General features: G+C 62.9%; 13 protein-coding genes. 9 read left to right on the forward strand and 4 right to left on the reverse strand.

Features of this window, described 5'->3' with window-relative positions; all coding sequences use genetic code 11:
- The 4 genes from ACP5E6_RS13395 to ACP5E6_RS13410 all read left to right on the forward strand — a co-directional run.
- Positions 1-197 (forward strand): formate dehydrogenase accessory sulfurtransferase FdhD (locus ACP5E6_RS13395; RefSeq protein WP_427954782.1); only part of this gene is annotated, 197 nt, incomplete at its 5' end.
- Positions 187-438 carry a formate dehydrogenase subunit delta gene (locus tag ACP5E6_RS13400; protein ID WP_427954783.1) on the forward strand — a complete coding sequence of 84 codons (252 nt, stop codon included), beginning with the start codon at positions 187-189 and terminating at the stop codon, positions 436-438. The genes ACP5E6_RS13395 and ACP5E6_RS13400, both read left to right, overlap by 11 nt.
- Before the next feature lie 64 nt (positions 439-502).
- Complete coding sequence (locus ACP5E6_RS13405; protein WP_427954785.1) at positions 503-1861, forward strand: L-lactate MFS transporter; 1359 nt, start codon at positions 503-505, stop codon at positions 1859-1861.
- A 10-nt stretch (positions 1862-1871) separates the two neighbouring features.
- Entirely contained in the window at positions 1872-1988 is a 117-nt protein-coding gene (locus ACP5E6_RS13410) for an MFS transporter small subunit (protein ID WP_427954786.1), read from the forward strand.
- A gap of 2 nt (positions 1989-1990) precedes the next feature.
- Here the strand turns inward: ACP5E6_RS13410 and ACP5E6_RS13415 are convergent, their stop codons facing one another.
- Positions 1991-2326: a DUF1491 family protein gene (locus tag ACP5E6_RS13415; protein WP_427954787.1), complete on the reverse strand. Its 336-nt coding sequence runs from the start codon at positions 2324-2326 to the stop codon at positions 1991-1993.
- Between the two features lie 80 nt (positions 2327-2406).
- On the opposite strand from ACP5E6_RS13415, the gene ACP5E6_RS13420 reads away from it, so the two are divergent.
- The 5 genes from ACP5E6_RS13420 (at position 2407) to ACP5E6_RS13440 (ending at position 6530) form a co-directional block, all read left to right on the forward strand.
- Positions 2407-3414 (forward strand): ABC transporter substrate-binding protein, encoded by a 1008-nt coding sequence (locus tag ACP5E6_RS13420; protein WP_427954789.1) that lies wholly within the window; start codon positions 2407-2409, stop codon positions 3412-3414.
- A 15-nt stretch (positions 3415-3429) separates the two neighbouring features.
- Positions 3430-4173, forward strand: a complete 744-nt coding sequence (locus tag ACP5E6_RS13425) for an ABC transporter ATP-binding protein (RefSeq protein ID WP_427954791.1) — start codon at positions 3430-3432, stop codon at positions 4171-4173.
- Positions 4167-4931 (forward strand): ABC transporter permease, encoded by a 765-nt coding sequence (locus tag ACP5E6_RS13430; RefSeq protein ID WP_427954793.1) that lies wholly within the window; start codon positions 4167-4169, stop codon positions 4929-4931. Before ACP5E6_RS13425 ends, ACP5E6_RS13430 begins: the two co-directional genes overlap by 7 nt.
- A 32-nt stretch (positions 4932-4963) precedes the next feature.
- Complete coding sequence (locus ACP5E6_RS13435; protein ID WP_427954795.1) at positions 4964-5155, forward strand: hypothetical protein; 192 nt, start codon at positions 4964-4966, stop codon at positions 5153-5155.
- A gap of 193 nt (positions 5156-5348) precedes the next feature.
- The gene (locus tag ACP5E6_RS13440) at positions 5349-6530 is read left to right on the forward strand and encodes an alpha/beta hydrolase family protein (protein WP_427954796.1); all 1182 of its coding nucleotides are present in this window, start codon (positions 5349-5351) and stop codon (positions 6528-6530) included.
- Here ACP5E6_RS13440 and bioD read toward each other — a convergent pair.
- From bioD to ACP5E6_RS13455, 3 genes are read right to left on the reverse strand one after another with little or no spacing between them, the layout of a single operon-like run.
- Positions 6520-7170 (reverse strand): dethiobiotin synthase, encoded by a 651-nt coding sequence (bioD, locus tag ACP5E6_RS13445; RefSeq protein WP_427954798.1) that lies wholly within the window; start codon positions 7168-7170, stop codon positions 6520-6522. The genes ACP5E6_RS13440 and bioD overlap by 11 nt on opposite strands.
- Positions 7167-8306 carry an aminotransferase class I/II-fold pyridoxal phosphate-dependent enzyme gene (locus ACP5E6_RS13450; RefSeq protein ID WP_427954800.1) on the reverse strand — a complete coding sequence of 380 codons (1140 nt, stop codon included), beginning with the start codon at positions 8304-8306 and terminating at the stop codon, positions 7167-7169. The genes bioD and ACP5E6_RS13450 overlap by 4 nt, the downstream gene beginning before the upstream one ends.
- Entirely contained in the window at positions 8303-8644 is a 342-nt protein-coding gene (locus ACP5E6_RS13455; RefSeq protein ID WP_427954802.1) for a hypothetical protein, read from the reverse strand. Before ACP5E6_RS13455 ends, ACP5E6_RS13450 begins: the two co-directional genes overlap by 4 nt.
- Between the last annotated feature and the right edge of the window lie 255 nt (positions 8645-8899).

Here is an 8899-nt window from a genome sequence, read left to right on the forward strand (position 1 = left end):
TCTCGATCGAACTGATCCAGAAAGCCGCCATGATGGGGGCGCCGATCATCGCCGCCGTCTCGGTTCCAACCTCGCGCGCGATCCGGCTGGCCGAACAAGCCGGCATCACCCTTGCCGCCATCGCGCGGAGCGACGGTTTCGAGGTGTTCACCCATCCCGCGCGGATCCAATTCGAAAGCGCTGCCAATGTCGCATAACGCGCAGATCGAAAAACTCGTTTACATGGCGAACCAGATCGCTACTTTTTTTGCATCCTACCCCGAAGACGAAGCGATCGCCGCAATCGCCGATCATATCGATAAATTCTGGGACCCGCGAATGCGGCGCCAGATTGCCGCGTCTCTGAAAACCGGAGACGGTGAAATGGGCAGCGCCCGATTGCTGCCTCGCGCCCGCGCCGCCATGTCGCGCATCACGCTCCCGATCACGATCGCTTGAACTCGAAATCAACGTCCAGTAGTAACGTTTCGCCAATCATTCAAAAACGTCGAGGAAGATTCCAATGGCCAGTTTTCTTGACCGTGCCAGCACGGTTGCCCCAGTAGGTTACAACCGCTGGCTGGTGCCGCCGGCTGCGCTGTGCATCCACCTGTGCATCGGCGAGGCCTACGCGTTCAGTGTGTTCAATCTGCCGCTGACGCGATTGATCGGCATTACCAAATCGGCCCCAGGTGATTGGTCGTTGGCCGATGTCGGCTGGATCTTTTCGGTCGCCATCGTCTTCCTCGGCCTGTCTGCCGCCCTCGCCGGGGCCTGGCTCGACCGGGTCGGCCCGCGCAAAGCGATGACCCTGGCCGCACTCTGCTTCGGCGGGGGGTTCATGATCGCCGCCATCGGCGTCTCGGTCCACAACCTGCTGATCGTCTTTCTTGGCTACGGCGTCCTCGGCGGTACCGGGCTCGGCATCGGCTACATCTCGCCGGTGCGGACATTGATGAGCTGGTTCCCTGATCGTCCAGGCATGGCCACCGGCATGGCCATCATGGGCTTCGGCGGTGGTGCGATGATCGCGGCCCCCTTGTCGGTCATGCTGATGCATCATTTCGCCACAGCAACCGGTCCGGGCGTCGCCGCAACCTTCGTTACCCTCGGCATCATCTATGCCGCATTCATGCTGTTCGGCGGGCTGATCGTCCGTGTCCCGCGCGAGGGCTGGGTACCGGCGGGTTATGCGCCAGCAGCGACGGCTCAACGCCTCGTCACCGCCAACCATGTCGCCGCCGACCGCGCGATGGCGACGCCACAGTTCTACCTCATCTGGCTGGTCCTGTTCCTGAACGTGACCGCCGGAATCGGCGTGATCAGCCAGGCAAGCCCAATGATCCAGGAAATGTTCCATGGTACGGTGACGCCGCTGGCCGCCGCCGGCTTCGTCGGCTTCCTGTCACTATTCAACATGGGCGGGCGGTTCTTCTGGGCGTCGCTGTCGGACCATCTCGGTCGCAAACCGACCTATTTCGTGTTCTTCTTCCTCGGCATCGCGCTCTATATTCTGGTCCCGCACACCGCCCTGCTGGGCAGCATCGGCCTGACTGCGCTCTGTTTCGGCGTGATTCTCTCGATGTATGGCGGCGGTTTCGCAACCCTGCCGGCCTATCTGCGCGACATTTTCGGCCTGCGCCACGTCGGTGCCATCCACGGCCGCACCCTCACCGCCTGGTCCGCCGCCGGTGTGATGGGGCCGGTTCTGGTCGATTACATCCGCCAGTATCAGATCGATCACGGCGTCCCCAAGGCCGATGCCTACACGGTCACCCTCTACATCATGGCAGGCCTCCTTCTGATCGGTGCCCTCTGCAACGCGCTGATCACGCCGGTTGATGCCCAGCACCATGAAGCCATCGCCAGCGCCGCGGAATAGGACAATCATCATGAACAGCGATCAACAAACGCCCAAATTGATCCTTTATTGGCTCGTGGTCGGCCTGCCGCTGGCTTGGGGCGTCTATCACACGCTGACCGCCGCAATAAAGCTATTCGCTCAATGACGTTATAACAGCTTTGCCTCGAACGGCGGCAGATAATCAGGTGCCTCGAACTCGATCACCCACAGATCGGGATCGAAGTTAACTTGGCGTGCCGTGTATTCATCAGCGCGCACCTCGTCGACCGGTTCGGGGCCGGTCGCGCGCAGCCACGCCGGGCGGCCCTCTGCATCCCTGGTCTGTGTGAGCGCAACGATGCCCATTCGGCCGCGCAACAGAACCACAACCTCGCCCGCATCGGCATCCCCCCGGCGGATCACCACGCCGGGTCGCCCGGCAGCCCCTCCGAGCCGCAGCGCCATCTGCACCCAAATCCCAGCCTTGATACGTGGTTCAGACAAGGGCTTGACCTATCGACGATCGGAGCGAACTCTGCCCATACTGAAACAAATCGGACTCAGACAACGACGGGGAAAATTTCATGCGCTGTATTCGCTCCTTGACGCTGCTTTCGGCTCTTGTCGCGGATCTTCTGGCGGTACCGCCGCACGCCAGCGCCGCCCCGGCGCTGCAAAAAGTGACTTTCGGCCTCGACTGGGTCGCCGAAGCCGAATACGGCGGCTACTATCAGGCAATCGCCACCGGCATCTATCGAAAATACGGGCTCGATGTAACCATTCGTCAAGGCGGTCCGGACGTGAACAACGCGCAACTGCTGCTCGCCGGCAAGCTTAATTTCGACATCACCTCGAACGGCTTCCTCGCCTTCAACTTCGTGCAACAGAAAATCCCCTTCGTCGCCGTCGCGGCAATGTTCCAGAAAGACCCGGACATCCTGCTCGCCCATCGCAGCAGCGGTGAAACCAGTTTCGCTGCCCTCAAAGGCAAGCCAATTGCGATCTCAGCCGATACGCGCGCGAGCTGGTGGCTGTTTCTCGCCCATAAATACGGCTACAGCAACAGCCAGATCCGCCCCTACGATTTCAACCTCGCCCCCTTCTTCACCAGCAAGACCCTCGCGGTGCAGGGCTACCTGACGTCAGAGCCGTTTCTGGTCAAACAGAAGACCGGCCACTTCCCGGAGGTGCTACGCCTCGACAAGGCCGGGTTCGATGGCTACGCGGAATTGATCGCGACATCAAAAAAGCTCGTCGCAACTGACCCCTCGCTGGTGCAACGTTTCGTCGCGGCCTCCGCCGCCGGCTGGAAATCTTATCTCGATGGAAATCCCGCTCCTGCCTTCGCGTTAATCCGCAAAGCGAACCCGGACATGACGATGCCGCTCCTGCAATATGGCTACGAAACGCTGAAACACGACGGCATCGTCGATTCCGGCATCGCTCGAACCAAGGGGATCGGCGCCATGACCAATGCGCGCTGGAAGGGATTTTACACCCAGATGAGTGATGCCGGTCTCTACCCGAAGCATTTCGATTACCGTGCCGCCTACACGCTGCAATTCGTGGACCATAAGTCGGCAGCCCCTTGAGCCCGATACCCTGACATGCTTCACCTTGCCGGCGTCAGCCGGCACTTCAACCACGACGTGGTGGCTCTGAACGGCATTACCACGCATATCGACCGCGGCGAATTCGTCGCGCTGCTCGGGCCATCGGGCTGCGGCAAATCAACCTTGCTGCGGATTCTCGCCGGCCTCGATCAACCCGACGATGGCTCTCTGATCTGGGACAATGGCGCACGCCCGAACCCTGGCGACATCGGATTCGTATTTCAGGATGCAACGTTACTGCCCTGGGCGAGCGCGGAGGAAAACGTGTTTCTGCCGTTGCGTCTGGCCGGAAAATCGTTCGACCAAGTCCGTCCGGCAGTTCGCGCGACCCTGGCACGGCTTGGCCTTGCCGGATTCGAGCAAACCAAACCGGCGGCACTGTCCGGTGGCATGCGTATGCGCGTCTCGATCGCCCGCGCCCTGGTCTCCCACCCCAAGCTTCTGCTGATGGACGAACCCTTCGCCGCCCTCGACGAATTCACCCGCCACCGCCTACAGGATGATCTGCACGATCTCTGGCGCGAAGCTCACACCACGGTGGTTTTCGTGACTCATTCGATCTACGAGGCCGCCTATCTCGCCTCGCGCATCCTTGTCATGACACCGCGCCCCGGCCGCATCGCCGCCGAAATTCCCTGCCACCTGCCAGAAACCGCCGCTCGCCGCACGACCGCAGCCTATGCCAGCCTGACCGCGCAGATCACCGAAACCCTGCACGCGGTGATGCCACCATGCTGACCATGGAACGTACCGCCCCGGTCGCGTTCGGTCTGCTCGCCCTGATCATCTGGCAAGGCGCGGTCAGCCTGATGCAGGTGCCCGCTTATGTTCTGCCAGGTCCGATCGCGATCCTCGCCGCCTTCTGGTCCGATCATGACTCCCTGCTGCTCTCACTTCTCTCGACGCTGACGGTCACGGCCGCGGCTCTGATCGCGGCGGCATCGCTCGGCATGGTGCTCGCCCTCGGTATGGCCGCGAGCCGCCTCGCGCGTGCCGCCATCCAACCCTGGGCGGTGGTTCTACAGGTCACCCCGGTCGTTGCGATCGCGCCGCTGATTATCATCTGGGTTAATCAGCAATTCGCCGCCCTGGTGGTCTGTGCCACCATCGTTGCCTTCTTCCCGGTGCTCTCGAACACCGCCGCGGGCCTCGCTGCAACCCCACCGGAACTGGCCGATCTGTTCCGGCTCAACGGCGCGACCCGGCGCCAGACCCTGTTTTTGCTCCGCCTACCAGCCGCCCTGCCCTATTTCCTGGCCGGTTTGCGCATCGCCGGCACCCTCGCATTGGTCGGCGCTGTCGTCGCAGAATTCGTAGCGAGCGCAGGCGGGTTTGCCGCCGGTCTTGCCGGACGCATCCTGGAATCTGGCTATCGCCTGGAAATTCCCCGCATGTTCGCCGCCCTCACCCTGCTCGCAATCACCGGCATCCTGATCTACGCCGCTCTCGGTCGTTTCGAACGTGCGATGCTGCGCCGTTTCGGTGCCGCCCCTTGAAAGCCGATAAAGCCTCTGGCACATCCGCAGTCATGACCCGCAAAATGACTGATGCCCAACTGGCGTATGAACGTAAACGCGCAGCCAAAGCCAACAAATCTCTCGACGAATGGCTGAAGGCGAAAGCCAAAGCCGAAATCAAGGCCACCCCAGCGAAGCCCGAACCCACGAAAAAACCCGGATTGCTTCGCCGACTGGTTGAACGGGGCCACAAACCGCTTTAGAGCGATATGCGATTAAGTTGACGCGGCAGCGACAACATAATCGCATGAAATCGCTCGAAAAAACATAGAACTAGAGCTTTAAGCTGAAAGCATAACGCTCTAAACAGCACCTCGGCTTGCCACTCTCCCCCTGCGCCCAATATGTCAGAACGGGAGTGAGGCGCCACCGCTCCGGCCATCGTCGGAGATCGTATTGCTGAAACGCCTTGTCCTCGGCTGTAACCTCCTCGCTCTCGCCGCCTGCGCCATCCCGCAGCCTGGTCCGTTCTATCAGGGCGTCACTGCCGCCAGGGCCCACCCCGGTGAAATCCTTCGCAGCCGCATCACCACCGCCTCCCCGTCGGATGCCACTGCCTACCGCGTCATCTACGCGTCTACCGGCGTCAGCGGCCGTATCGTGCCGGTCTCCGCCGTAATCTATCTGCCCCGCTCCCCACCCCCACCGGGCGGGCGCGACATCATCGCCTGGGCCCACCCGACCACGGGCGTCGCTGCCGGCTGCGCCCCCTCACTCGGTGACATCACCGCCGGCGGACGCGACCTCGGCGGCACAATCCCTGGACTTCACCGCTTCCTGCATGCCGGCGACATCGTCACCGCGACCGACTATGAAGGCCTCGGCGTCGCCGGCATCCACCCCTACCTGATCGGCCGCGCAGAAGCCGATGACATTATCGACAGTGTCCGCGCCGCCCGCGCCCTGCCCGGCGCCGATGCCAGCCGCGCCTATGGCGTATGGGGTCATTCCCAAGGGGGTCAGGCCGCGCTGTTCGTCGGGCAGGAAGCCGCGTCCTACGCCCCCGCCCTCCATCTGGTCGGAGTCGCCGCAGCCGCCCCGCCGACCAATCTGGGACCGGAGTTGACCGCACCCCATTCATCCCGTCTTCTGACCGCCTATGTCTATGTCACTTGGTCACATCTCTACCACATCCCGCTCACCTCGGTCATCGCACCGCAGGCGGTCGCGGCGTTGGAGCGTACCGCGACGACCTGCATCAACTCGATTGGTCAGTACATCGTCGCATCACGCACCGCAGCTTCGGTGCCGCGGACCTACATCGCCCACAACCCGCTGACCACCCCGCCCTGGACCGTCCTGTTCCACGAAAACTCGGCCGGCTTCGCGCCCGCCAGCGCGCCCCTATTGATTACCCAAGGCACCGCCGACACCACGGTCTATCCCAAATACACCGATAGCTTCGTCCGCCGCGCCTGCAAGCTTGGCGACACCGTGGACTACATCAAACTCAAGGGTGTCACCCACATCTTCACCGGCTACCGCTCCGCCAAACTCGTCGCCGCCTGGTTCGCCCAGCGCTTCGCCGGTAGCCCGCCGCCCACCACTTGTCCCAACCGGGTCGAAATCAAAGGCTGACCAGCCACGCCTCCCACGCCGGCGATCCGAACACCACAACATCCGCCACCCCGTGCCGCAGCAGCGCATCCCGTGTCGTCTCGACCGGCACCGGCAGCTCCCCCATCCCGTTCACCACCACCTTCGCCACCACCACCCCCGCCACCCGCAACGCCTCGATCGTGCATAGCGCATGGCTGATCGCGCCCAGATACCCGCCGCACACCACGATCACCGGCAACCCCAGCGCCACCATCCAGTCCCGCACCGTCCGCCGATCATCGATCGGCACCATCGCCCCACCCACTCCCTCGATCAGCAGCGGCACCGCCGATGCCGCCATCTCCGCCCGGCAGAACGCCACGACCTCATCGAACGGAACCACCTTTCCGGCCCGGCGCGCCGCCATATCCGGCGAAATCGGATCGGCGAACCGCCACGGACAGATCCGAGCCACCACCGCATCGCTGGTCATCTGCCCCATCGCCGCGAGCAACACCCCCGCATCGCTCGCAGCCGACCGCGCCGGCTGATACCCGCTCGCCACCGGCTTGAGCGCCCACGCCTTCACTCCGCGCCCACGCCAATGCCGCAGCATCGCCGCCGCCACATGCGTCTTGCCGATATCCGTCCCGGTCCCGGTCACGAAAAACTGCGTCATCCCGCCCCCATCACCCGCGTGCGCACCACCGAAGCCAGCCGCATCACATCCGCCTCCCGATGCGCCGCGGAAAACGCGAACCGCAAGCGTGCCGTCCCCGCTGGCACCGTCGGCGGCCGGATCGCCGCAACCAGAAACCCCGCCGCCTCCAATGCCGCCTGCCCCGCCAACGCCGCCGCGGCCGAGCCCAGCACCAGCGGCACGATCGGGCTCTGCGCCGCCGGCAACCCAGCCGCATCGGTGAACAACCGCGCGAGCGTCACCGGCCGCGCACACAACGCCGCATCCGCCGCCATCACATCCAGCGCCGCCGCCGCCGCCGCCACCACACCCGGCGGCAGCCCGGTCGTATACACAAAACTCCGCGCCCGATTCCGGATCAACGCACACACCGGCGCCGAGGCACATAAATACCCGCCATACCCGCCCACCGCCTTCGACAGCGTGCCCATCTGCAACGCAACCCCCGCATGCGGCGAACCCCGCCCGTCATCGAGCACGCCGATCCCATGCGCGTCGTCACTCATCAGCCACGCCCCACGCTCAGCCGCAACCGCCGCCAACGCCGCGATCGGCGCCACATCCCCATCCATCGAAAACACGCCATCTGTCGCGATGATCGCATGCCGAAACACCGAACCCGCCATCACCCTGCACAAATCCGCCACATCATTATGCGCAAACCGCACCACCGCAGCCCCCGACAATTTCGCCCCCGCCCCAATGCACGCATGCGCCAATTCATCGACGAACACGGCATCCCCCGGCCCCACCAACGCCGGAATAATCCCGATATTCGCCAAATATCCCGAGCCGAACACCACCGCATCCGCCGTGCCCTTCAACCCCGCCAACCGCTCCTCCAACCCGCGATACAGCGGATGATCCCCCGTCACCAATCGCGACGCCCCCGCCCCCACCCCATACCGACGCGTCGCCTCGACCGAGGCCGCAATCACCGCCGGATGCTGTGATAAGTTCAGATAATCATTGCAGGAAAACGAAATCAGCCGTACCCCGTCCCGCACCACAACGGCATCCATTTCCCGCGCGACCGACCTCACCCGCCGCCGCAACGCCGCCGCATCCAGCGCGGCCAACTTCATTGTTGCGAATGCGTCCAGCGTGTTGGTCATTGCGGTTGGGGCCGGAGACTAGGGAAGGTAAGCATTTCTTTTTTTGTAAAAAAAGAAACAAAAAAACTTTTTTTCACTTGGTGCCTACCTGTGGGACTGTCGAAGGATAAGCCAGATAAAATATCTGATTTCAATATTTTGCTGTCTGCTTGCAAACTTAAATGAAAAAAACGACTGAACGCCTTCGATCGACGCTCACCAAAAGCCGATCCTTCCTGAAAACCAGCCTGACGATAACGAGGAGCCGCCGGCTCGATCGCGATTCCCCTGCCGGTCTCCAAACTGAGCTGTCTCAAACCCCTTTGCTTCGCCGTCGCCATAATCCGATCCAGCACCATGCGCGCGACTCCCTCAGGCAAAAACACCGGAGGCAGCCGCATCGACTGGGTACCGGTCCCGATAGACGGGCGCAACCGGAGTTAACAGGCGCGACGAGGTCTCTCGACGAGCGAACACGACATCACACTGAACCCGGCGAATGGCACAAACATATGTCCCATCAGCGGCAGGCCAACAAATCGGCAAACATCAATGTGTTATCAGCGCTGGTATCCCGTACCGGATTCGAACCGGTGTTGCCGCCGTGAAAGGGC

The sequence above is a fragment of the Acidiphilium sp. genome (assembly GCF_049977125.1).
Taxonomy (GTDB): domain Bacteria; phylum Pseudomonadota; class Alphaproteobacteria; order Acetobacterales; family Acetobacteraceae; genus Acidiphilium.

Coding starts and splice junctions, on each gene's coding strand:
- ACP5E6_RS13400 (WP_427954783.1), top strand. CDS start 187: ATGTCGCATAACGCGCAGATCGAAAAACTCGTTTACATGGCGAACCAG.
- ACP5E6_RS13405 (WP_427954785.1), top strand. CDS start 503: ATGGCCAGTTTTCTTGACCGTGCCAGCACGGTTGCCCCAGTAGGTTAC.
- ACP5E6_RS13410 (WP_427954786.1), top strand. CDS start 1,872: ATGAACAGCGATCAACAAACGCCCAAATTGATCCTTTATTGGCTCGTG.
- ACP5E6_RS13420 (WP_427954789.1), top strand. CDS start 2,407: ATGCGCTGTATTCGCTCCTTGACGCTGCTTTCGGCTCTTGTCGCGGAT.
- ACP5E6_RS13425 (WP_427954791.1), top strand. CDS start 3,430: ATGCTTCACCTTGCCGGCGTCAGCCGGCACTTCAACCACGACGTGGTG.
- ACP5E6_RS13430 (WP_427954793.1), top strand. CDS start 4,167: ATGCTGACCATGGAACGTACCGCCCCGGTCGCGTTCGGTCTGCTCGCC.
- ACP5E6_RS13435 (WP_427954795.1), top strand. CDS start 4,964: ATGACCCGCAAAATGACTGATGCCCAACTGGCGTATGAACGTAAACGC.
- bioD (WP_427954798.1), bottom strand. CDS start 7,170: ATGACGCAGTTTTTCGTGACCGGGACCGGGACGGATATCGGCAAGACG.
- ACP5E6_RS13450 (WP_427954800.1), bottom strand. CDS start 8,306: ATGACCAACACGCTGGACGCATTCGCAACAATGAAGTTGGCCGCGCTG.
- ACP5E6_RS13455 (WP_427954802.1), bottom strand. CDS start 8,644: ATGGTGCTGGATCGGATTATGGCGACGGCGAAGCAAAGGGGTTTGAGA.